Below are 21,593 nucleotides of genomic sequence, written 5' to 3' on the forward strand. Positions count from 1 at the left end.
GGGATCCGCCGTCAGCGGCCGCCTTCCGGTTTGTGCATATCACCTTGAGCCAGGGCCGCAAGGTTGGCATGTTCGGCCGCCGGTTGGCAGCGCAGGTTGCGGCCCTGGCTCAAGGTGATCGTCACGTGTCAGGCGACGGGATGACCACCCAGCTACCTTGTGTTCACAGACCTCAATATCCGCGTACCGCGTTCACCTGCACGCGCAGTACCTGCGGATACGTCTTCGAGAACTCCTCCAGGCTGCCGCTGACCGACTCCATCGCCTCCCGGTATTTCGCCACGTACGCGGCGTTCTCGTGGGCCGGGGGCAGCGTGTCGGCCGGGTGGGCCAGGCCGCGGAACACCACGACGTCCCCGCCCTGCTCGTCGCTGTTGAAGTGGAGCGTCACCTGCGGCCGGTCGCGGATGTGGGACAGCCGTTTGGCGTGCGCGAGGTTGTAGACCAGGAACCCGCCGTCGTCCCACACGAACCACACCGGGTTGGGCTGCGGGGTGCCGTCGGGGCCGGTCGTCGTGAGCCAGACGACCCGCTCGTGCTCGAGCCGTTCGCGCACCCGCTGCCCGAACGGGCTGGACGGGTCGGGGAGCACGTCACCTGCCATGTCCGCCAGCGTAGTGGCCGGGCTCACTTCCGGCGCAACTCCACGCACCGCCCGTGATAGGCATTCGGGGATCGAGCGCCGGAAAGGATCATCGATGCGTCTGCTGCTGCTGTCCAACTCGACCGCGCCCGGACGCGGATACCTGGAGCACGCGACCGACGCGCTGGGCGAAGTGCTCCAGGACGTGCGCCGCCTGGTGTTCGTGCCGTTCGCGCTGGCCGACCACGACGGGTACACGGCGATCGTCGCCAAGGCGTTGGCCCCGTTCGGCATCGAGGTCGCCGGCGCCCACCAGGACGATCCGATCAGGTTGCTGAACTCCGCGCAGGCCGTGTTCACCGGTGGCGGCAACACGTTCCGGCTCCTGCGCGAACTCTACCGCCGCGAACTGCTCGCCCCCATCCGCGACCGCGTCGCGCACGGCACCGTCTACATCGGATCGAGCGCGGGCACGAACGTCGCCTGCCCCACCATCCGCACCACCAACGACATGCCGATCGTGCAGCCGCCGGCGTTCGACGCGGCCGGGTTCGTGCCGTTCCAGATCAACCCGCACTACCTCGACCCGCAGCCGGGATCCACGCACATGGGTGAGACCCGCGAGGAGCGCATCGAGCAGTTCCTCGAGGAGAACGACGTGCCGGTGCTGGGGATGCGCGAAGGCACCTGGCTGCGCCGCGAAGACCGGTCCCTCACGCTGGGCGGCGACGACGCCGGCGCCCGCCTGTTCCGCCGCGGTTCCGAGCCCGCCGAGTTGCGGCCCGGCGCGGATCTCAGCGACCTTCTGGCGTGCGAGATCGCCTGAGCTCGTCCGCCAGCTCGGCGCGGCGGGCCAGGACCTCGTCGCGCGACTTGGCCATGTCGTGCAGCACCGACTTGCGCTTGCGAAACGGCAACCGGTCCACGTAGAGGCCGCCGCCGAGGTGGTCGGTCTCGTGCTGCAGGCACCGCGCGAAGTAACCCCGGCCCTCGACGACCAGCGGCTGCCCGTCCTGGTCGACCCCGCGCACGACGGCGTGGTCGGCGCGCGGCAGCTTCGCGTACGGGCCGGGCACGGACAGGCAGCCCTCCGGCGCCTCGATCAGCCGCCTGCTGTCGACGGGCTCCTCGTCGAGCACCGGGTTGAGGATGTGACCGATGTGCCGGTCGCCGTACTCGTCCCAGCAGTCCCACACGAACAGTCGCAGGTCGACGCCCACCTGGTTGGCCGCAAGGCCGGCGCCTTCGGCCACGTACAGCGTGGCGAACATGTCGTCGATCAGGGCAGACAGCTCCGGCGTGCCGAACTCCGCCGCCGCGCGGCACGGTCGCGCCAGGATCTCCTCGCCGATCTCGGTGATCCGCCGCGGCGTCCCGCGTCGGGCTTCCGGCAGCACCCGCGGGCAGTCGCCGACCGGCTGCCCCTGAACGTAGACGGCCATGCGCCCCTCCTTGCAAAGCACTTTGCAAAGTAGCACACTTTGCAAAGTGGAGAACCGGCCCGAGTCGAAGCTGCCCGACCACCCCGTCCGCGTCGCGCTTCTGGACCTGCTCGCCGAGCTGGGCACCGTCACCGCGAACGAGGCCGCCCGCCGCCTCGGGTACAGCTCCGGCCTGTGCTCGTTCCACCTGCGGCAGCTCGCGCGGGCAGGCCTGATCGAAGAGGCGCCGCGCGGCCGGGGGCGAATCAAGCCGTGGCGGCTGCGCTGGGATTCCGCGCAATCCCCGGACCCGGACGATCAAAGCTTCTCGGCCGTCCTGCACCTGACTCCGCACGAGCTGGCGGAACTCACCGCATCCGTGCGAGAATTGATCAAGCGTTTTCCGGAACGCGCATCCGGGGATCCCGATTCCCGGCCGGTCGAAGTCAATTTCTCCGCGTTTCCGACGCCTGTGAACCGCACCCGTCAATAAAAGGTTCAACGGAGTTTCAGCAGCCGAGACAACCGTTTGCTACATTCGGATGACGATGCTTCGTGACCGCTCCGGCCCGTGCCTACCATGGTGCAACTGCGAGCGACGGGATGCGATCATGACAACGCACATCGATTTTCGCCCCGCGGACAGCTGCTTCGGCTGCCTCGTTCCCCACGAGCAGACCCCCGCCGACGAGGAATGGTGTTTCGACGCGCAGGGCCACCCGCTTTGCGGGCAATGCGCCCGTGACGAGCAGATCATTCACGAACCGTGGACGGGCCCACCGGAGGCCCGCCGCGCCGAATGGGATTTGGTGCAGGACCTGTCGTATTTCCTCCATTGACCTACCGCGCACGGCGAACTGTGCCGGGTGGGCTAACCTGAGCAACGCCAATGGCGTCGAGGTCAGCTTGTGCGGGGAGGTGAGCGCGATCGCGGACACCACGGCCCGCCCCACCGTGAGCAGGCGGCGCGAGGTCAGCCACACGAGCGCGCGGTCGGTGCTGATGACCGTGCTCGGCGAGTTCGTGCTGCCCCGCGACCGCCCGGTGTGGACCTCCACCCTCGTCGACGTGCTCGGCATGTTCGGTGTCGAGGAGAAGTCGGCCCGCCAGGCCCTGGCCCGCACCGCGGCCGAGGGCTGGCTGGTGTCGCAGCGGCAGGGCCGGCGCGTGCGCTGGTCGCTGACCGCGCCGGGACGGCGGCTGCTGACCGAGGGCGCCGAGCGCATCTACGGCTTCGGCCGCGCGGACACCCCGTGGGACGGCACGTGGCTGATGCTGCTGGTGTCGGTGCCCGAGACGAAGCGGGACCTGCGGCACAGCCTGCGCACGCGGCTGACCTGGGCCGGGTTCGGGTCGCCGACGCCCGGCGTGTGGATCTGCCCCGACCCGAGCCGCCAGGACGAGGCGAACTCCATCGTGCGTGAGCTGGGTCTGGACGCGGAGGCGATGTCGTTCGTCGCGTCGTACGGCCGGATCGGCGACGAGGACGCGATGGTCGCGCGGGCGTGGGACCTGACGGCGCTGGAGGAGCGCTACGAGGACTTCATCGACGAGTTCGCTGCGCTGGCGCCCGAGTCGGGCGAGGCGGTGCTGCACGCGCAGACCCGCCTGGTGCACGAGTGGCGGCGCTTCCCGTTCCTCGACCCGCGCCTGCCGGGCCGCCTGCTGCCCGACGGCTGGAGTGGCGCCAAGGCGGCCGAACTGTTCCACCGCAGGCACGTGGAATGGCGGCCGGTCGCGCAGCGCCACTGGGACACGCTGGTGAGCGAGGAAGAAGCGGCCTAGTCCGGCAGGTTCCCGTCGCCGCCGAGGTTCGCGACCATCCGCCGCAGGACGTTGATCGTCGTCACGAAGTCGGCGGGGTCCTCTCCCTCGTGCATCCGCTCGTGGACGCGCGCGTTGCGGTCGCGGGCCCGCAGGCGCCCGGCCTCGCCGGATTCGGTGAGGGTCAGGCCGTCCGCCTCCGTCATCCAACCCCGGGCGACGAGGTCCTCCCGCAGCGCACCGACGACCAACCGGTACGCCTCGCCGCTCCACGCCCCGATGGGCTGGGCGGCCACCACTTCGTCGCGGTAATCCTTGATCACGAGCCGACCGTAGAACCTCCAGCGGACTGGAGGTCAACTACAGCTCCCAGACCTCGGACTCCGGCTGCGTCAGCCGGATCGCCGTGCGCCGCACCGCTTCGGCTGCCCGGTCCTCGTCCACGTCGCCCGGCACGAACACCACGGCGACGCTGCCCGTGGCGCCGTGCGCGAGCCGGACGGGCGCGGCGATCTCGGTGAGCCCGGCGTGGATCTCGCCGACCGTGCGGACGTACCCGGTCTGCCGCGCCCAGCCGACCTCAGGACGCTCGTCCGGATGTGCGGGACCCGTGGACTGGATGGCCAGGCCGCACGCCCCGCGGTCCAGCGGCGCCCGCGTCCACGGCTGGTAGGCGACGGCGGCGCGGCGACGGTCCGGTTCGGCCGTCACCACGGCGACGACCTGACCACCTCGTGGCACCGCGAAGAACGCCGTCGCGCCCACGGTGTCGGCCAGCTCGCCGAGCACCTCGTGCAGGCGGGCCTGGGCGTCGCCGAGGACGGTCCGCGACAGGACGAGCAGCCCGAGCCCCAGCGTGTAGCGGCCTTCCGCGGTGCGCCGCGCCAGCTGGCGGTCCTCCAGCGTGCGCAGGATGCGGTAGACGATCGAGCGGTGCAACCCGGCCGCATCGGCGATCTGGTGGCTCGTGCGGGGCTGCCCGTCGGCGAGGACGTCCAGCACGTCGAGCGCCCGGTCCAGCGTCTGCGCGCGAACGCCCGGCTTGGTCTCCACCCCGCTCCCCTTCGTTGCCCGCGTCACTCTAACACGCTAGGCTGCTCGCATATCGAGCTCAGAACACCGATCAACGCTCGATATCAGAGCTGCCTGGGGAGGCTTCGTCGTGCCCGAGACGTCGCTCGATGACCACCCGGCCGTCGACCCGGCGCACTTCCGCCGCACCATGGGGCGGTTCACCAGCGGCGTCACGGTGGTCACCACGGTCGACGGCGAGCACGTGCACGGCATGACCGCCAACGGCTTCCTGTCGGTCTCGCTGGAGCCGCCGCTGGTCCTGGTGTCGCTCGGGCGCCGGTCGCGGATGGCCGGCCTGCTGCGCCGCACCGGGCGCTACGCGGTCAGCGTGCTCGCCGGCGACCAGCAGGACCACTCGCGGCACTTCGCCGGGCAGCCGGTCCCCGGGCTGCGCCCGGAGTTCCACCACCGCGACGGGTTCGCCTTCCTGGACGGCGCGCTGAGCCACATCGGCTGCGACGTCGTCGAGGTGCACCCGGCCGGGGACCACCTGCTGTTCCTCGGCCGCGTGACCCGTCTGTCCTATTCGGACGCCGAACCGCTGGTCTTCTTCACCGGTTCCTATCGCGCACTGCACTGAACGAGGAGAGTTCTCAATGGCGGGAATCGGCATCGTCGGCGCCGGGATCGCCGGCCTGCACTTGGGCCTGCAACTGCGGCAGCACGACGTCCCGGTCACCATCTACAGCGACCGGACCGCGGAGCAACTGGCGGGCGGCCGCCTGCCGAACAGCGTCGCGCACCACCACACGACGGTCGCGCGCGAGCGGTTGCTCGGCATCGACCACTGGGACGCCGAGGAGTACTTCTACTTCGGCCACCACCACTACATCGGACTGCCGGACCCGTTGTCGTTCCCCGGTTTCTTCACCGCGCCGTCCCGCGCGCTGGACTACCGCATCTACCTGCCGCGGATCCTGACGGACTTCACCGACCGCGGCGGCGACTTCCAGGTGCGACCGGTCGGGCCGGCGGACGTGGCGGAGCTGTCCGACCGCCACGACCTGGTCGTCGTGGCTTCCGGGCGGGGCAGCCTGAGCGCGATGTTCCCGCGCCGGGCGGACAAATCGCCCTACGACAGCCCGCAGCGCAAGCTGTGCGTCGGGCTTTACGAGGGCATCGCGCACTCCGAACCGCGTGGCGTCACGATGAGCATTTCGCCCGGCAACGGCGAGCTGCTGGAGATCCCGATCTTCTCCTTCGCCGGTCACGTCACCGCGCTGCTGTTCGAGAACATCCCCGGCGGTGACACCGAGGTGCTGGCCGAGGCGCGCTACGACGACGACCCGGCCGCCTTCGAGAAGCTGGTGCTGGAGAAGACGCGGCAGCACCACCCGCGGACGTTCGAGCGGATCGATCCGGCGAAGTTCCGGCTCACCGGGCCGCAGGACCTGCTGCAGGGCGGGGTCCTGCCGTCGGTGCGGGAGGACTACACGCGGCTGCCCAACGGCAAGTACGTCGTCGCGCTCGGCGACGCGCACGCCGTGGTGGACCCGGTGGTCGGCCAGGGCGCGAACTGCGCGTCGTACTCGGCGTGGGAGCTGGGCCGGACCATCCTGGAGGACCAGAACTTCGACGAGCGGTTCTGCCGGAAAGTGGCGCTTCGGCGGGAGAACGTCGTGCACGCGACGGCGGACTGGACCAACCTGATGGTCCGCGTGCCGCCCGCCCCGCACCTGCTGCAGCTGCTCGGCGCGATGTCGGCGAACCAGGCGGTGGCGGACACCTTCACCGACAACTTCAGCCACCCGGACCGCCAGTGGGACATCCTCGCGTCGCCCGAACGGGTGCGGAAGTTCCTGGCCGGGCACGGGATGGCGGACTGAACTGTCGGTGGCAGGCCGTAAGGTTCCGGGCGTGATGGATTACCTGAGCATCCCGACCGCGGCCGGCACGTTCGACGCGATCGCGGCCGGGCCCGCCGGCGGCAGGCCCGTGCTGCTGCTGCATGGCTTCCCGGAGGCGGCGATCTCCTGGGAGTACCAGGTCGCGGTGCTGGGCGACCGGGGGTTCCGCGCGGTGGCGCCGGACCAGCGCGGCTACTCGCCGGGGGTGCGGCCGGAGCAGGCGGCCTCCTACGGCATGGACGAGCTGGTCGGGGACGTGCTGGCAATCGCCGACGCACTGGAGTGGTCGCGGTTCGACCTGGTGGGGCACGACTGGGGCGGCGCCGTCGCGTGGTGGACGGCGTCGGAGCACCCGGAGCGGCTGCGGACCCTGACGGCGGTGTCGACGCCGCACCCCGGCGCGCTGGGCCAGGCCGTGCGCACGGACGAGGACCAGCAGATGCGGTCGCAGTACATGCGTGACTGGCGGTCCAGTTCCACGGAACGGCAGATGCTCGCGAACAACGCCGAGGCACTGCGGCGCATGTTCGAGTGGAAGGTGCCCCAGAGCCGGGTCGACGAGTACATCCGGCGGTTGTCCGAGCCGGGCGCGCTGACCGCGGCGCTCAACTGGTACCGGGCCAACCGCCCGCGGGCGACCATCGACAAGGTGTCGGTGCCGACGCTGTACGTGTGGAGCACGGAGGACGTCGCCCTCGGCTCGACGGCGGCGCTGGACACCGAGAACTGGGTGACCGGGCCGTACACGTTCCAGATGCTGGAGGACGTCACACACTGGATCCCGGAGGAGGTTCCGGAGGTGCTGACGGCGATGATCCTGGAGCACCTGAACGCGTTCTGACGCCACCGCGGCGCCGTGCCTGTTCACGGCGCCGCGCGTCGGTCTCGGGTCAGGAGCGCGAGAATTCGGCGCTCACCGCGTTCGGGCCGTCGTACTCGCGGTCCGGCAGCTTGCGGAGGTGGTCCAGCACGTCGTCCGGCGCGCCCTGGCTCTGCGCGTGGTCGACCAGCTTGTCCCGCGTGCACGGGTAGTCGACGCCGGACAGGAACTTCTGCATCTGGATCGGGTTCGGGGCAGCCATGTCCTGCTCCTTCCTGTTGTCTCTCGGTCGCCCCGGGGGCTACCCACCGATCGGGCCGTCACTCGCCCTGTTTCGGGGATCGACCCGACGGGAAGCCCGTCACCATGCGCGCGACCATCCTGAACTGCACGTTGAAGCCCTCGCCGGAGCCGTCGAACACCGACGCGCTGGCCGAGGTCGTGGCGGCAGGCCTGCGCGAACTCGGCGCCGACGTGCGGACCATCCGGCTGGTCGACCACGACATCAAACCGGGTGTCAGCAGCGACATGGGCGACGGCGACGAGTGGCCCGGAATCCGCGAGGAGATCCTGAACTCGGAGATCCTCATAATGGCGTCACCCACGTGGGTCGGGCACCCCTCGTCGGTCGCGCAGCGGGCGATCGAACGCATGGACGCGATGCTGTCCGAGACGGGCGACGACGGTACACCGGTTGCATACAACCGCGTGGCGGGCGTGGTCGTGACCGGCAACGAGGACGGCGCGCACCACGTGATCAGCGAGATCAACGGCGCGCTCGGCGACATCGGCTTCACCATCCCCGGGCAGGCCTGGGTGTACTGGAACATGGGCCCCGGACCGGGCCCGAGCTACAGCGACACCGACCACGGGCACCAGTACGTGCATCAGGTGGCGGGCCTGATGGCGAAGAACCTCTACGCGGTGGCCGCCGCCCTGCGCGACCGCCCGATCCCGGCACAAGTCTCGCGCGGCGAAGACTGAGGTTCCCGGGCGGCTGCCCACTTCAGCAAAAACCTCCCGGCTAAGACTGGCACCGCCGACCGGCCGGGCGAGCACGCCCAAGCCCGTGGACCGGTCACGCCGCCGTGTCACACCGCGCGCACCACACCGCACGCTCACGCGACCGCCCAACCCCAGCAAAAACCTCCCCCCGGCGAAGACTGACACTGCCGACCGCCCGCGCACCCAGCCCCTGCCCCGGTCGCCTCGACCTGCCCCTGCCGCGTGGCCGCGTGACCACCGTGAACCACTCACCCCATTGCTCATCCCGTTCCACACGGCGAACCCACCCGGGTGACAGTCCGCCGCTGACGCCCCCGGAATTGTCGTACCCCCTCGCTAGTGTTCGCGGTGTCCGGAAGGGGGCGGAGATGCGAGCGGTTGTGGTGGACGGCCCGGGCGGGCCGGAAGTGTTGCGGGTGCGGGAAGTTCCGGTGCCCGAGGTGCGGGGCGGCTGGACCCTGGTGCGGGTCGAGGGGTTCGGGCTGAACCGGTCGGAGCTGATGACCCGGCAGGGGCATTCGCCGAACGTGCGGTTCCCCCGGGTGCTGGGCATCGAGTGCGTCGGCGTGGTCGCGGAGTCCGCACGGCTCGCGCCGGGCACCAAGGTGGCCGCGGTGATGGGCGAGATGGGCCGGGAGTTTGACGGCGGGTACGCGGAGTACGCGCTGCTGCCGGACGATCTGCTGATCCCGGTGGAGACCGATCTGCCGTGGGAGGTCTTCGCCGCGCTGCCGGAGACGTACCTGACCGCATGGGGGTCGCTGGAGGCGTTCGGGCCGGTGTCGCCGGGGCAGAGCCTGCTGATCCGCGGCGGGACGTCGTCGGTGGGGATGGCGATGCTGTCGCTGGCGCGGGAACGGGGGCTGGTGACCATCGTGACGACTCGGAACCGGGACAAGGTGGCGGCGCTGGAGAAGGCGGGCGCGTCGCACGTGGTGGTGGACGGCGGGGACATCGGCGCCGACGTCCGCGCATTGTGCCCGGACGGTCCGGACTTCGTGCTGGACCTGGTCGGAGCGCCAACGGTGCCGGAGTCGCTGCGGCTGGTCAGGCGCGGCGGCACGGTGTGCGTGACGGGCATGCTGAGCGGCAAGTGGGCGATCCCGGACTTCCAACCGGTGGCGGTGATTCCGTCCAGCACGAAGCTGACGGCCTTCCAGAGCAACGACATCCGGGGCACAGCCGGCGGCGGCGCGCTGCAGGCGATCGTCGACGGCGTGGCGAGCGGCGCGTACCAGCCGAACCTCGACCGGGTGTTCCGGCTGGAGCAGATCGTCGAGGCCCACACCTACATGGAGACCAACCAGGCCACCGGAAAGGTGGTGGTCCGGAACGGCTGATCCCAGCGGCCGACAAACCCACGCCAGATCCAGCGCGGTTGCTGCCACCGGCACGCAGCCGGTGACAGACGACCAGCCGCCGAACCACCCACGGCACTGGTCCGCCGGTTGCTGCCACCGGGAGGCACCGACGGCAGGCTGCGCACGGCACTGGCCCGCATGTGCCTCTTCAACGCCAGCCGAACCTCGACCGGTGTATTCCGGCTGGAGCAGATCATCGACGAACCGGGCGACCGGAAAGGTGATGGTCCGGAACGACTGATCCCAGCGGCCGACACACCCACGCCAGATCCAGCGCGGCTGCTGCCACCGGCACGCAGCCGGTGACAGACGGCCAGCCGCCGAACCACCCACGGCACTGGCCCGCCGGTTGCTGCCACCGGGAGGCACCGACCGCAGGCGACTCGACGCACCACCCACAGCACTGGCCCGCCCGCGACTGCCCGCGCCCGCCCACGCCTCCCCAGCAGCGGCGGCCGGCGGCGTGCTGCCTGGTCATCGCGCCTGTTACCTCTACCCGTCGCCACCCGTCATACCAGTGCCGACCCGAAACCGAGGTCGTCGGACGAGGACGAGGTGGAGAACAGGGTGCTGACGAACCCCATGTACGCGACGGTCTACGTGACCGACCAGAATCGCGCGCTGGAGTTCTACACGGAGAAACTGGGCCTGGAGCGGGGCGTCGACTACCCGGGCCCGGACGGGCGCTTCCTCACCGTGGGCGTGCCCGGCAGCGCGGTCAAGATCATCCTGTGGTCGCACCCCGCGGCCGCCGGACAACCCGGGTGGCCCGCCGGGGCCGCTCGTCCTCGAATCGGACGACCTGCGGAAGGACTTCGAGGTGCTCCGCCGCCGCGGCGTGACGTTCGACGAACCCGAGCCGCAGGACTACCCGTTCGGCGTCCGGATCGAGGCGTTGGATCCGGACTGCAACCGGATCTCGCTGCGGCAGCCGCGACCCTGGAACGGCTGATGATGACCGACAACCGACCCGACCCGGTGACCGAGGCCTTCGAGGCCCAGCGCGACCGGCTGCGCGCGATCGCCTACCGCGTGCTCGGCTCCCACGCCGACGCCGAGGACGTGCTCCAGGAAGCCTGGTTGCGGCTGTCCCGCCAGGACGCCGGCACCATCGCGAACCTGGCGGGCTGGCTGACCACGGTCGTCGGCCGCCTCAGCCTGGACCTCCTGCGCGCACGTCGAACCGAAACACACCACAGCGAGCTGCCGGAGCTCGTCGTGACGGCCGACGATGCCATGCCCGAGGACGACGTGGCGCTCGCCGGCTCGGTCGGGCTCGCGCTCCTTGTCGTACTCGAGTCGCTCCGGCCGGGTGAGCGGTTGGCGTTCGTGCTGCACGACCTGTTCGCGGTGCCGTTCGACGAGATCGGCCGCATCGTCGGGAAATCCACCGCCGCCACCAAGATGCTCGCCAGCCGCGCGCGCCGGAAGGTGCCGGCAAGCGCTCAGCCAACGGCCTCGGGCCGGGAGCAACGAGAGGTGTTCCAGGCGGCTGCCCATCGCGGCGACTTCGAGGGGTTGCTGCGCGTGCTCGATCCCGACGTGAAGCTCACCGCCGAAACCCCCGACGGCACGGTCGTCGTCCTCGGCGCCACCAAGGTCGCCGCCGGCGCGCGGTTGTCCGCGGCCGCGCGCGGCCGCGCGGTGCTCGTCAACGGCCGCCCCGGCTTCGTCGCCTGGAGCGAAGACGGCGCACCGCTCTCGATCATCGCGTTCACCGTCGCCGACGGGCGGATCGTGGACATCGCGGTCGTGACCGACCCGGTCAAGCTCGCGGCGGCGAACCTGCCGGATCCGGCTTGACTCAACGCGACCGCATGGCCCGGTACCACCGGGGCGAAGTGTTCACGGGAGGCTTCAACGACGCACGCACCACCAGGACGTTCGGCTCGTCGCTGCGCACGAACTCGCCGAGCAGCCGCCGGAAAGCACGGCCGAAACCCTCCACCCGCCCGGCGTCCACGCCGAAAGACCGCGCCAGTCCGACGAAATCCGGCGTGTGCAGGTTGACCCCGCGGTGCGGCAAGCCCTCCCGGTCCTGGTCGAACCGGAGCATGCCGTACCCGCCGTCGTCGACGATGATCACCGTCACCGGCAGCGACTCCTGCGCCAGTGTCGCCAGATCGCCGCACCCGTACAGGAAACCGCCGTCGCCGCTGACGCACACCACCCGGCCCGCGCCGGTGGCCGCCGCGCCCAGCGCGGCCGGGAACCCGAACCCGAGCGTGCCCCAGCCCATCGGGTACGCGAACCGGTGCGGCGCGCGCACGCGGTGGAAGCCGCCCGCCCAGTAACCGGCGATGCACATGTCCGCCACCAGCATCGCGCGCTCGGGCAGCGTCTCTTCCAGGGTGCGCAGGAAATCCGCGGCCTGCGGCTCCTCGCTGCGGATGCGGCGGCGCACCTGCTCGGAGATCCGCTGCAGCCGCTCGGTCAGCTCGGCGAGCCCGGGCCGCGCCGGCAACCCCTGCAGCAGCTCGGGCACCACGTCCCGCGCGTCGCCGGCCAGGGTGATGTCGGGCGGGTAGTTCTTGGCCGCGTCCTTGGGATCGACGTTGATCACGATGAGCTTCGGCGGCTTGGGCATGAGCCAGTTCTGCGTCATCAAGCCGTCGAAGTCGGTGCCGATGCCGAGCACCACGTCGGCCTCGTCCCACAGCGCGCCCACCTCCGGCGCGTGCACGGGGTTCGGCGCGGCACACGGGTGCGCGGGCGGCAGCAGACCACGCGCGGCGAACGTCGTGATCACCGGTGCGGCCAGCTTCTCCGCCAGCTGCCCGATCACCTCTCCCGCACCGGCCCTGGCCGCGCCGCCGCCCGCCCAGATCAGCGGCCGCGACGCCATCGCCAGCATGCGCCGCGCCGCGTCGAGATCCGACACGGCCAGCGCCGGGAACGCCTCGGTCGGCTCCGGATCCGGGCCGCGGAAACCGTTGTGCCGCAGGAAATCCGTGGGAACACCGACGTACACCGGACCGCTCTGCGGCCGCAACGCCAGCCGGGCGGCGCGCAGGACCGTGGGCGCCAGGTCCTCGGGCGTCTCGACGGTGAACGCCGCCTTCGTCACCGGCGCGAACAACGCGGCCTGGTCGCTGGTCTCGTGCAGGACACCGCGCACCATGCCCGGCCGCCGCAGTCCCGCCGGGATGTCGGTGGCGATCACCAGCACCGGCGAGCCGGACGCCATCGCCTCCCCGACCGCGGCGATCGTGTTCGCCGCGCCCGGTCCGGTCGTCACGATCGCGACGCCGAGTTTGCCGGTCGCCCGCGCGTACCCGTCCGCGGCGTACCCGGCGGTCTGTTCGTGCCGGACGCCGATCAGCCGGAGCGGGCTGTCCGCGAGCGCTTCCCAGATCGGCAGGTTGTGCACGCCCGGGAGGCCGAACGCGACCTCGGCCCCGAGCTCGAGCAGCGCGTCCACGAGGTGCTGGGCGCCGGTCTTCGTCACGCCGTCAGAGTATGGCACCCCGTCACCACTGCGGGGGCGCGACCTCGTCCGGGGGCGGCGGCCCGGGCGGGGTGCCGTCGCCGAAGGGCCGTCCGCCCAGGTCGGCGCGCCCGTGCGGCTGCGCCCACCCGGAAAGGTCCGGACCATTCGGCACGATCCGCGTCGGGTTGACCTGCTCGTGCACCTGGTAGTAGTGCCGCTTGATGTGGTCGAAGTCCACGGTGTCGCCGAAACCGGGCGTCTGGAACAGATCCCGCGCGTACGCCCACAGCACCGGCATCTCGGTCAGCTTGTTCCGGTTGCACTTGAAGTGGCCGTGGTAGACCGCGTCGAAGCGGACGAGCGTGGTGAACAGCCGGATGTCGGCCTCGGTGATCGTGTCCCCGACCAGGTACCGCTGGCCCGCCAAGCGCTCGGACAGCTCGTCGAGCCGCGCGAACAGCCGCCGGTACGCGTCGTCGTAGGCGGACTGCTTCGTCGCGAACCCCGCTTCGTACACGCCGGCGTTGACGTCGCGGTGCACCGCCCGGTTGATCTCGTCGATCTCGTCGCGCAACGCCTCGGGGTACAGGTCCGGCGCGCCGTCGCGGTAGTGGGCGCCCCACTGCGTGTCCAGGTCGAGGGTGATCTGCGGGTAGTCGTTGGTGACCAGCTTGCCGCTGGAGATGTCGACGATCGCGGGCACGCTGATGCCGCCGTCGTAGTCCGGGTCGGCGGCACGGTAGGCCTCGCCGAGGAACTCGATGCCCAGCACGGGATCCCGGCCGCCGGGGTCGAGGGTGAACCGCCAGCTCCGCTCGTCCTGGATCGGGTCGGCGATCGCGACTGACAGCGCTTCCTCCAGCCCCATCAGCCTGCGCACGATCAGCGCGCGGCTGGCCCACGGGCACGCGCGGCTGACGACGAGCCGGTACCGGCCCGCCTCGGCGGGCCAGCCGTCCGCGCCGTCGGCCGTGATCCGCGCCGTGAAGCGGTTCGGCGCCCGCTTGAACTCGCCGGTTTCCGGGTCCGTCGGGATGGTCATTCCCTCAGCGTAGATTGTGTTCCGGGCCGTAGCAGTACGCGTAGACTCAATGACCCTGGGCACACCAGCGCCCTGGACGGAAGGTGGTCACCGATGCCGTTGATGCCCTTCACCGACTCGATGTTCCTGCTGGTGGAAAGCCGCGAGCACCCGATGCACGTCGGCGGCCTGCAGCTGTTCCAGACTCCCGAGGGCGCCGACCACACCTGGCTGCGCAGCCTGCGTGAGGACCTGGTCAAGAACACCGACGTGCGGCAGCTGTTCCGGCAGCGCGTCGCCCGCCCCGTGAACACGCTCGGTTACGCCGCCTGGGCGAGCGACGACGACCTCGACCTCGACTACCACTTCCGGCATTCCGCGCTCCCGTACCCGGGCCGGGTGCGCGAACTGCTGGAGCTGACGTCGCGCTGGCACAGCACGCTGCTCGACCGGCACCGCCCGCTCTGGGAGATCCACCTGGTCGAAGGCCTGCAGGACGGCCGGTTCGCCATGTACAGCAAGGTGCACCACGCGCTGATGGACGGTGTTTCGGCGTTGCGGCACCTGCAGGGCACGCTGTCCGACGACCCGGACGACCGCAGCTGCCCGCCGCCGTGGGGCTCGCGTCAGGTGCCGCGCGGCAAGCCGCCGCGTAACGCACGGTCACTGCTGCGGATGGGCACGAGTTCGCTGAAGCAGATCGCCGGTATGGCGCCGGCGGCGGCGAAGGTGGCGCGGGAAGCCTTCCGCGAGCACACGCTGCTGCTGCCGATGCAGGCCCCGAAGACGATCTTCAACGTGCCGATCGGCGGTGCGCGCCGGTTCGCCGCGCAGTCCTGGCCGCTCGGGCGGGTGCGCGCGATCGCGACCGCCACCGGGACCTCCCGCAACGACGTGGTGCTCGCGATGTGCTCGGGCGCGTTGCGGGACTACCTCATCGAGCAGCGCGCGCTGCCGGACGCGCCGCTGGTCGCGATGGTGCCGGTGTCGATGCGCAAGCCGACCGACACCGGTGAGGCCGCGGGCAACCAGATCGGCGCGGTGCTGTGCAACCTCGGCACCGACAAGCCGGATCCGGCGTCCCGGCTTATGACGATCCACCAGTCGATGCGCGAGGCGAAGCGGATCTTCAAGGAGCTGACGCCGTTGCAGGCGCTGCTGCTGTCCGGCATCAACGTGGCGCAGCTGGGCATCTCGCCGGTGCCCGGGTTCGTGAACAACACGCGTCCGCCGTTCAACCTGGTGATCTCGAACGTGCCCGGGCCGCGCAAGCAGATGTACTGGAACGGCGCGAAGCTGGACGGCATCTACCCGGCGTCGGTGCTGCTCGACGGGCAGGCGCTCAACATCACGCTGACCAACAACGGGGACAACCTGGACTTCGGGATCACCGGGTGCCGTCGGTCGGTGCCGCACCTGCAGCGGATCCTGACGCACCTGGACACCGCGCTGGAGGAACTGGAGTTCGCCGCGCGCTGACGCGGGCGGGGGCCGGCGCGCGGCCCCCGCCGGTGGTCAGGCCACGCCCTCCGGGCTGGCGCCCTCGACCTGGACGCCACGCGAGGTGATCTCCTCGATGCGGGCCAGGTCGTCGCCGGTGAGGTCGAGATCCGCCGCGGCGACGCTGTCCTCGACGTTGCGGGCCCGCCGCGCGCCGACGATCGCCACGTGGACGCCCGGCTGGTGCAGGGTCCAGGCGATGGCGAGCTGGCTGACGGTGGCGCCCTTCTCGGCCGCGAGGTTCTTCAGCTGCTCGACGACCTCCAGGTTCTTCTGGAAGTTCGCACCCTGGAAAGCGCTGGAGTTCGCGCGCCAGTCGCCAGGCTCGAAGGTCGTGCGCGGGTTGAGGGCGCCGGTGAGGAGGCCGCTGCCGAGCGGGCTGTAGACGAGGACGCCGATGTTGTGCTCGCGGCAGTACGGGAGCGGGTCGTCCTCGATCGCGCGGCGGAACAGGTGGTAGGGCGGCTGCAGGGTCTCGACCGGGCGGGTGCGGTCGAACGCGGCCAGTTGCGCGGTGTCGTAGTTGGACACGCCGACGTGGCGGATCTTGCCCGCGTCGACGAGTTCCTGGAGTGCCTGGGCGGTTTCCTCGGCCGGGGTGTCCGGGTCGGGCCAGTGGACCTGGTACAGGTCGATGTGGTCGAGGCCGAGGTGGCGCAGGCTCTCGTCGACGCCCTTGCGCAACCAGTCGCGGCGGGCGTCTCGGGGCCGGTCACTGCCCGGGTTGATGCCGCCCTTGGTGGCGATCACGAGGCTGTCGCGGTCGCGTTTCAGCTCGTCCCGCAGGGCGCGGCCGAGGAGGGCTTCCGATTTGCCGAAGCCGTACGCCTGGGCGGTGTCGAAGAAGTTCACGCCGAGCTCACGTGCGTGCTGGATGGCCTGGACGGCCGCGTCCTCGTCGAAGGAGCCCCAGTCGCCGCCGAGCTGCCAGGTCCCGAACGCGATCCGGGAGACGTCGAGTCCGCTCTTGCCCAAAGTGGTTCTCCGCATGGTTCAAGGACAGCACATGGCGCGGTGGGGCGCATCGTGGAGCTGGTCTGGGTGGTTTTGGGTCCTTTGTGGATTTTGGTGGTGGGTGAACGGGTCGTTCATGGTTCGGCGAGTGGACCGCTCGTGCGGGTGCCACTCGCGACGCGACGACAGGGCACCTCGCGCCGCGATGAACGGGCCATTCATCACTCGCTGAGAGGCCCACTCATGCAGGTGTCACCGGCGGGTCGACGACAGGGCACCTCGCCCGGCGTGAATGGACCGTTCATCGCTTGACCAGAGGTCCACTCATGCAGCCGCCACCCGCGACTCGACGACAGGGCACCTCGCCCCGCGATGAACGGACCATTCATCACTCGGCGAGAGGCCCACTCATGCACGCGCCACCCGCGACACGACGACAGGGCACCTCGCCCGGCGTGAATGGACCGTTCATCGCTTGACCAGAGGTCCACTCATGCAGCCGCCACCCGCGACTCGACGACAGGGCACCTCGCCCCGCGATGAACGGACCATTCATCACTCGGCGAGAGGCCCACTCATGCACGCGCCACCGGCGAGTCGACGACAGGTGCAGCTAGCGCGGCGATGAATGGACCATTCATCGTTCGGCGAGAGGTCCACTCATGCACGCGCCACTCGCGACGCGATGAAAGATCCAGGTCGCGCGGCGATGAACGAGCCATTCACCGCCGAGCCGGCCGTCCAGCTCACCAAACCGCAGGCCGCCCAACTCACCAACCAGCCAGCCGCCCAGCTCACCGAGCCACCGGCCGCCGCCCGACTCACCGCCCAGCGGGCCGGTCCGTCGGCCAGGGACGGACCTCCTCGAACAGCCTCGCCACCGCCAGCACCAGGTCATCCGAGTGCCGCGGCCCCACGATCTGCAACCCCACCGGCAGACCATCCGCCGTCGTCCCCGCCGGGACGCTGATCGCCGGCTGTTGGGTCATGTTGAACGGGTACGTGAAGGGCGTCCAGTCCGGCCAGCCGCTCATTCCGCTGCCCGGCGGCACGTCAAACCCAGCCTCGAAGGGCGGGACGGCCACCGTCGGGGTGATCAGCACGTCGTACCGCGTGTGGAACTCGCCCATGCGGATGCCCAGCGCCGCGCGCTCCGCGTTCGCCGCCAGGTAGTCCGACGCCGAGTACGTCTTCCCCTGCTCCCACACCTGCCGCAGGCCCGGGTCGATCTTCGCCTCGCAGCCGGCCGGGAACGTGTCCAGCCACTGCGCGGCGCCGGTCGACCACAGCACGTCGAACGCCTCCCGCGGGTCGGCGAAACCCGGGTCGGCCTCCTCGACCCGCAACCCGGCCTCGTCGAGCGCGGCCACCGCCGACGTGACTATCTGCCGCACCTCGGGGTCCACCCGGGCCCAGCCGAGCGTCGGCGAGAACGCTGCATACAAACCCCGCACGTCCCGCCGCACGGCCTCGCGGTACGCGCCCAGCGGCGGCTCCAGCGCGTTCGGGTCCCGGTGGTCCGGCAGCGCCAGCACGTCGAGCAACAACGCCACGTCCGACACCGACCGCGCCATCGGCCCGGCATGCGACAACGCCCCGAACGGGCTCGCCGGCCACAACGGGATACGACCGTATGTCGGCTTCAACCCCACGATCCCGCAGAACGACGCCGGGATCCGCACCGACCCGCCACCATCGGTCCCGACCGACAGCTCACCCATCCCGGCCGCGACCGCCGCACCACTGCCACCACTGGACCCGCCAGGCGTCTTCGCCGGGTTCCACGGGTTGCGCGTCACCCCGGTCAGCGGGTTGTCCGTCACGCCCTTCCACGCCAGCTCGGGCGTGGTCGTCTTGCCGAGCAGCACCAGCCCGTTCTCCCGCAGCCGCGCGGTGACCGGGCTGTCCACCTCCCACGGCTGGTCCCGGTCGACGCACGTCGAACCACGCAGGGTGGGCCAGCCCTGGGTGAGGAACATGTCCTTGATCGAAGTCGGCACCCCGTCCAGCGAGCCGATCGGGTTGCCCTCGCGCCACCGCGCCTCCGACGCCTTGGCGCCCTCGCGGGCCACCTCCGGGTCGACCAGGCAGAACGCGTTGCACTCCCTGTCCCGCTCCTCGATCGAGCGCAGCGCGGCCTCGGTCGCCTCGACGGGGCTGATCTCGCCGGTCGAGTAGGCGGCGACCAGCTCACTCGCCGTCAACAGGGTGCTCATGGTGAACTCCTCACCGATCGGACGGCACGTACCCCAGCTGCTTGTCCACGACATTACGAAGCGGGGCGCCAGTCTGCCAGCGGTGGAAGTTGTCCGCGAACACCTCGACCAGCGTGTCCCGCCACCCGATGAAGTCACCGGACATGTGCGGCGAGACCAGCACGTTCCGCATCGTCCACAACGGACTGTCGATGGGCAGCGGCTCGGTGTCGAACACGTCCAGCGCGGCGCCCGCGATGCGCCCCGTCCGCAGGGCCTCGACCAGGTCGCCGGTGACCACCAGCTCGCCGCGGCCGACGTTGACGAACCGCGCGGTCGGCTTCATCGCGGCGAACGCCGCGGCGTCGAACAGGCCCTTGGTCTCCTCGGTCAGCGGCGCCACGGCGACGACGTAGTCGAACGCCGGCAGGTGCTCCACCAGCCGGTCCGACGCGTGCACGTCCCCGAAGTCCGGGTCCCCGGAGCGCGCCCGGCGGCCGGCGCCCGAGACGCTCATCCCGACGGCGCGCAGCATCCGCGCGATCGCCCTGCCGATCGGCCCGGTGCCCACCACCAGCGCCGAGCGCCCGGCGATCCGCTCGGTCTCGCGGTGCTGCCAGCGGCTCTGGCGCTGCAGGTCGAGCGACCCGTGCAGGTCCTTCGCGAAGGTGAGGATCACCCCCAGGACGTATTCCGCTATCGAGTCGTCGAACACGCCGCGCGAGTTGGTGAGCACGACGTCGCTGTCCCGCATCCCGGGGAACATCACCGGATCCACCCCGGCGCTCGCGATGTGCAGCCACCGCAGGCGGTCCGCCGCGTGCCAGGCCTCCGGCACCGCACGGGAAAGGAAGTCGTGGACAAAAAGGACGTCGGCGCCGCGGAGCGCGTCGGCCAGGCCGGCCTCGCCCGTGTAACGCACGACGGCCGTCGAAGCGATGCGCTGCATGGCCGGCGATTCGGTGAGGTCCCGGGCCTGGTCTTCACCGCACAACACCGCCAGCACCGGATTCTCAGTACCGATCACCGTTGACACGGTAAGAGCCGGTCGTATGATTGTCAACAATCCGAGGAGCCACCCCGGAGGCTTCCTTCAGAACGTCCCGGAGGCTGAGCCTTGGATTTCGACTTCCCTGTCTTCGACGGGCCACTGGCGCAGCGAGGCATCGGAGTCATCGCACCCTTCGACCTGGCGCTGGAGCGCGAGCTCTGGCGCTGGATCCCGATGGAGGTGTCGCTGCACCTCGCCCGCACGCCCTACGAACCGGTGCCGGTCAGCATGGAGATGGCCCAGCTGGTCAGCAACCACCAGCACCTGGCCGCCGCCACCCGCGACGTGCTGCACGTCGAGCCCGAGGTGGTCGCGTACCTGTGCACGTCGGGCAGCTTCGTCAACGGCCTGGACTACGAACGCTCGCTGTGCAAGGCGATCTGCGACGCCGGCGCGCCGGACGCGGTCACCACGTCGGGCGCGCTGGCCGAGGTGCTGCACCTGCTGGACGTCCACAAGGTCGCGGTGATCACCCCCTACGACGCGGACCTGACGGCGAGCCTGCACGACTTCCTCGCCGAGCTGAACGTGGACACCGTCTCCAGCGACCACCTCGGGCTCGGCGGCGGGATCTGGAAGGTCAGCTACCGCACGATCGCCGAGCGGATACTCGGCGCCGACCACCCTGACGCCGAGGCGATCTTCGTGAGCTGCACGAACCTCCCGACGTACGACGTGATCGAACCGCTGGAGGTGGCCCTGGGCAAGCCCGTGCTGACCGCGAACCAGCTCACGATGTGGGCTTGCCTGAGACGCATGGAGCTGCCGATCGTCGGTCCCGGCAAGTGGCTGCGCGAAGTGTCCTGAACACCGTAACGTAGGATTGTCTACAATTTGGGAGGTTTGTGCATGGCGACCGTCGGCTTCATCTACCCGGACCACGCCGCGGAGGACGACTACCCGTTCGCCGAGCGGCTGCTGGGTTACCGGATCTCGCTGCCGGTCGAGCACATCTACGGCACCGACCTGCACGCCGTGCCCGAGCTGCTCGACCTGGGCAGCGAGAAGCGGCTGGCCGAGGGCGCTGCGCTGCTCGCCAAGCACGAGCCGGACGCCGTGGTGTGGGCGTGCACCAGCGGCAGCTTCGTCTACCGCTGGCAGGGCGCGCACGAGCAGGTGGAGAAGCTGTCGGCCGCCGCGGGCAAGCCGGCGTCGAGCACGTCGTTCGCGTTCGTCCGGGCCGCGCAGGCGCTCGGTCTGAAGCGGGTCTCGGTGGCCGCGAGTTACCCGGACGACGTGGCGAAGCTGTTCGTGGAGTTCCTCGGCGCGGGCGGCATCGAGGTGGTCGCCATGTCGAGCGAGGACATCGACACGGCCGCGGAGGTGGGCAGGCTGAGCCCCGAGGCGGTCGTCGAGCTGGCGGTGGCGCATGATCACCCGGCGGCGGACGCCGTGCTGGTGCCCGACACCGCGATGCGCACGCTCGGTGTGCTGGGCGCGATCGAGGAGCGGCTGGGCAAGCCGGTCCTGACCGCGAACCAGGTGACGATCTGGGAAGGGCTCCGGCTGACCGGCCAGGTGCCCCGGTGCGAACAGCTGGGCAGACTGTTCGCAGAAGGCAGGTGAA

24 protein-coding genes are annotated in these 21,593 nt (G+C 70.6%); 14 read left to right on the forward strand and 10 right to left on the reverse strand.

Annotation, left to right across the window (positions count from 1 at the left end):
• Positions 1–172: 172 nt before the first annotated feature.
• A complete protein-coding gene (locus tag ABZ215_RS31520) occupies positions 173–604 on the reverse strand; it encodes a TIGR03667 family PPOX class F420-dependent oxidoreductase (RefSeq protein ID WP_354953786.1) in 432 nt (143 codons plus the stop codon).
• Between the two features lie 94 nt (positions 605–698).
• Here ABZ215_RS31520 and pepE point away from each other — a divergent pair, with 94 nt between their 5' ends.
• Entirely contained in the window at positions 699–1,409 is a 711-nt protein-coding gene (gene pepE / locus ABZ215_RS31525) for a dipeptidase PepE (RefSeq protein ID WP_354953788.1), read from the forward strand.
• Here pepE and def read toward each other — a convergent pair.
• Entirely contained in the window at positions 1,378–2,025 is a 648-nt protein-coding gene (gene def / locus ABZ215_RS31530; RefSeq protein ID WP_354953790.1) for a peptide deformylase, read from the reverse strand. The two genes, pepE and def, sit on opposite strands and share 32 nt — an antisense overlap.
• A gap of 46 nt (positions 2,026–2,071) precedes the next feature.
• On the opposite strand from def, the gene ABZ215_RS31535 reads away from it, so the two are divergent.
• The 3 genes from ABZ215_RS31535 to ABZ215_RS31545 all read left to right on the forward strand — a co-directional run bounded on the left by ABZ215_RS31535 (position 2,072) and on the right by ABZ215_RS31545 (position 3,789).
• Complete coding sequence (locus tag ABZ215_RS31535; protein WP_354953792.1) at positions 2,072–2,497, forward strand: helix-turn-helix domain-containing protein; 426 nt, start codon at positions 2,072–2,074, stop codon at positions 2,495–2,497.
• Between the two features lie 118 nt (positions 2,498–2,615).
• Positions 2,616–2,843, forward strand: a complete 228-nt coding sequence (locus ABZ215_RS31540; RefSeq protein ID WP_020421556.1) for a hypothetical protein — start codon at positions 2,616–2,618, stop codon at positions 2,841–2,843.
• Between the two features lie 115 nt (positions 2,844–2,958).
• Positions 2,959–3,789, forward strand: coding sequence for a PaaX family transcriptional regulator C-terminal domain-containing protein (locus ABZ215_RS31545; RefSeq protein WP_255346897.1), 831 nt, complete (start codon positions 2,959–2,961; stop codon positions 3,787–3,789).
• On the opposite strand, the gene ABZ215_RS31550 is transcribed toward ABZ215_RS31545, so the two are convergent.
• Together ABZ215_RS31550 and ABZ215_RS31555 are read right to left on the reverse strand one after the other, a co-directional pair.
• On the reverse strand, positions 3,786–4,091 hold the full coding sequence (locus ABZ215_RS31550; protein ID WP_354953794.1) for a hypothetical protein: 306 nt from the start codon (positions 4,089–4,091) through the stop codon (positions 3,786–3,788). The two genes, ABZ215_RS31545 and ABZ215_RS31550, sit on opposite strands and share 4 nt — an antisense overlap.
• A 37-nt stretch (positions 4,092–4,128) precedes the next feature.
• Positions 4,129–4,848, reverse strand: a complete 720-nt coding sequence (locus tag ABZ215_RS31555) for a helix-turn-helix domain-containing protein (RefSeq protein WP_354953796.1) — start codon at positions 4,846–4,848, stop codon at positions 4,129–4,131.
• 82 nt (positions 4,849–4,930) lie between these two features.
• Between ABZ215_RS31555 and ABZ215_RS31560 the strand changes: the two genes are divergently transcribed.
• Genes ABZ215_RS31560 through ABZ215_RS31570 form a run of 3 tightly spaced genes read left to right on the forward strand, consistent with a single transcriptional unit; the run spans position 4,931 to position 7,530 of the window.
• Positions 4,931–5,422 (forward strand): flavin reductase family protein, encoded by a 492-nt coding sequence (locus ABZ215_RS31560; protein WP_237339910.1) that lies wholly within the window; start codon positions 4,931–4,933, stop codon positions 5,420–5,422.
• A 16-nt stretch (positions 5,423–5,438) separates the two neighbouring features.
• Positions 5,439–6,668 carry a styrene monooxygenase subunit StyA gene (styA, locus tag ABZ215_RS31565; RefSeq protein WP_354953798.1) on the forward strand — a complete coding sequence of 410 codons (1,230 nt, stop codon included), beginning with the start codon at positions 5,439–5,441 and terminating at the stop codon, positions 6,666–6,668.
• Positions 6,669–6,699: 31 nt separating this feature from the next.
• A complete protein-coding gene (locus ABZ215_RS31570; protein WP_237339908.1) occupies positions 6,700–7,530 on the forward strand; it encodes an alpha/beta hydrolase in 831 nt (276 codons plus the stop codon).
• Positions 7,531–7,579: 49 nt separating this feature from the next.
• On the opposite strand, the gene ABZ215_RS31575 is transcribed toward ABZ215_RS31570, so the two are convergent.
• A complete protein-coding gene (locus tag ABZ215_RS31575; protein ID WP_020421563.1) occupies positions 7,580–7,771 on the reverse strand; it encodes a DUF2795 domain-containing protein in 192 nt (63 codons plus the stop codon).
• A gap of 104 nt (positions 7,772–7,875) precedes the next feature.
• Here ABZ215_RS31575 and ABZ215_RS31580 point away from each other — a divergent pair, with 104 nt between their 5' ends.
• The 4 genes from ABZ215_RS31580 to ABZ215_RS31595 all read left to right on the forward strand — a co-directional run bounded on the left by ABZ215_RS31580 (position 7,876) and on the right by ABZ215_RS31595 (position 11,678).
• The gene (locus tag ABZ215_RS31580) at positions 7,876–8,493 is read left to right on the forward strand and encodes a flavodoxin family protein (RefSeq protein WP_020421564.1); all 618 of its coding nucleotides are present in this window, start codon (positions 7,876–7,878) and stop codon (positions 8,491–8,493) included.
• A 389-nt stretch (positions 8,494–8,882) separates the two neighbouring features.
• The gene (locus tag ABZ215_RS31585; RefSeq protein WP_354953800.1) at positions 8,883–9,854 is read left to right on the forward strand and encodes a zinc-binding dehydrogenase; all 972 of its coding nucleotides are present in this window, start codon (positions 8,883–8,885) and stop codon (positions 9,852–9,854) included.
• Between the two features lie 841 nt (positions 9,855–10,695).
• A complete protein-coding gene (locus ABZ215_RS31590) occupies positions 10,696–10,827 on the forward strand; it encodes a hypothetical protein (RefSeq protein ID WP_354953802.1) in 132 nt (43 codons plus the stop codon).
• Positions 10,827–11,678, forward strand: a complete 852-nt coding sequence (locus ABZ215_RS31595; RefSeq protein ID WP_354953804.1) for a sigma-70 family RNA polymerase sigma factor — start codon at positions 10,827–10,829, stop codon at positions 11,676–11,678. Before ABZ215_RS31590 ends, ABZ215_RS31595 begins: the two co-directional genes overlap by 1 nt.
• Position 11,679: 1 nt before the next feature.
• On the opposite strand, the gene ABZ215_RS31600 is transcribed toward ABZ215_RS31595, so the two are convergent.
• Positions 11,680–13,323 carry a thiamine pyrophosphate-binding protein gene (locus ABZ215_RS31600; protein ID WP_020421568.1) on the reverse strand — a complete coding sequence of 548 codons (1,644 nt, stop codon included), beginning with the start codon at positions 13,321–13,323 and terminating at the stop codon, positions 11,680–11,682.
• A 22-nt stretch (positions 13,324–13,345) separates the two neighbouring features.
• The gene (locus tag ABZ215_RS31605) at positions 13,346–14,347 is read right to left on the reverse strand and encodes a glutathione S-transferase C-terminal domain-containing protein (RefSeq protein WP_354953806.1); all 1,002 of its coding nucleotides are present in this window, start codon (positions 14,345–14,347) and stop codon (positions 13,346–13,348) included.
• 93 nt (positions 14,348–14,440) lie between these two features.
• On the opposite strand from ABZ215_RS31605, the gene ABZ215_RS31610 reads away from it, so the two are divergent.
• The gene (locus ABZ215_RS31610; RefSeq protein WP_020421570.1) at positions 14,441–15,805 is read left to right on the forward strand and encodes a wax ester/triacylglycerol synthase family O-acyltransferase; all 1,365 of its coding nucleotides are present in this window, start codon (positions 14,441–14,443) and stop codon (positions 15,803–15,805) included.
• Between the two features lie 36 nt (positions 15,806–15,841).
• Here the strand turns inward: ABZ215_RS31610 and ABZ215_RS31615 are convergent, their stop codons facing one another.
• The 3 genes from ABZ215_RS31615 to ABZ215_RS31625 form a co-directional block, all read right to left on the reverse strand.
• Complete coding sequence (locus ABZ215_RS31615; protein WP_354953808.1) at positions 15,842–16,816, reverse strand: aldo/keto reductase; 975 nt, start codon at positions 16,814–16,816, stop codon at positions 15,842–15,844.
• Positions 16,817–17,601: 785 nt separating this feature from the next.
• Positions 17,602–18,996 carry an amidase gene (locus ABZ215_RS31620; RefSeq protein ID WP_020421572.1) on the reverse strand — a complete coding sequence of 465 codons (1,395 nt, stop codon included), beginning with the start codon at positions 18,994–18,996 and terminating at the stop codon, positions 17,602–17,604.
• Between the two features lie 10 nt (positions 18,997–19,006).
• Positions 19,007–20,002 (reverse strand): D-2-hydroxyacid dehydrogenase, encoded by a 996-nt coding sequence (locus ABZ215_RS31625; protein WP_354713462.1) that lies wholly within the window; start codon positions 20,000–20,002, stop codon positions 19,007–19,009.
• Between the two features lie 90 nt (positions 20,003–20,092).
• On the opposite strand from ABZ215_RS31625, the gene ABZ215_RS31630 reads away from it, so the two are divergent.
• Both ABZ215_RS31630 and ABZ215_RS31635 read left to right on the forward strand, forming a co-directional pair.
• A complete protein-coding gene (locus ABZ215_RS31630) occupies positions 20,093–20,833 on the forward strand; it encodes an Asp/Glu/hydantoin racemase (RefSeq protein ID WP_020421574.1) in 741 nt (246 codons plus the stop codon).
• Between the two features lie 42 nt (positions 20,834–20,875).
• Complete coding sequence (locus ABZ215_RS31635) at positions 20,876–21,592, forward strand: maleate cis-trans isomerase (protein WP_020421575.1); 717 nt, start codon at positions 20,876–20,878, stop codon at positions 21,590–21,592.
• Position 21,593: the final 1 nt, after the last annotated feature.

This window comes from Amycolatopsis sp. NPDC006131 (assembly GCF_040614175.1).
GTDB classification, from domain to species: Bacteria; Actinomycetota; Actinomycetes; order Mycobacteriales; family Pseudonocardiaceae; genus Amycolatopsis_E; species Amycolatopsis_E tucumanensis.